1 pseudogene (running past one end of the window) is annotated in these 449 nt (G+C 58.1%); it reads left to right on the top strand.

What is annotated here, in order from left to right:
- Window positions 1-410 (top strand): annotated as a pseudogene (locus INT22_RS02880) (FecCD family ABC transporter permease) (it extends 615 nt beyond the left edge of the window).
- Window positions 411-449 lie beyond the last annotated feature (39 nt).

Consider the following 449-nt stretch of genomic DNA (forward strand, 5'->3'; position numbering starts at 1 on the left):
TGCTGCCGCTCTTCGGCGGGGCACTGCTACTCAGTGCACTGCTGGTACGCCACGCCAATGCGCTGCTGCTGGGAGACGACATGGTCACCGGGCTTGGCATGCAGGCCACCACCATCAAACTGCTGCTAGGGCTGATCGTGATTGTGCTAGCAGGTAGCTCTGTGGCGCTGGCAGGCATGATTGGGTTTGTGGGATTAATTGTGCCCCACATGGCACGGGGACTATTTGGCATTGATCACCGCTGGCTGCTACCCGCTTGCGCGGTACTGGGCGCTTGCCTACTACTGCTGGCCGATGTCGCTTCACGGTTTCTAATGCCACCTCAGCAAGTACCTATCGGCGTCATGACCGCGCTTATTGGCACGCCCTTCTTTATCTATCTGGCGCGACAAAAGATGGCAGGCCAATGACGCAAGCAACAGCACTCCCCCTCAATCACACGACAGAAC

The organism is Halomonas sp. 3D7M (assembly GCF_014897885.1).
Lineage (GTDB): Bacteria > Pseudomonadota > Gammaproteobacteria > Pseudomonadales > Halomonadaceae > Vreelandella.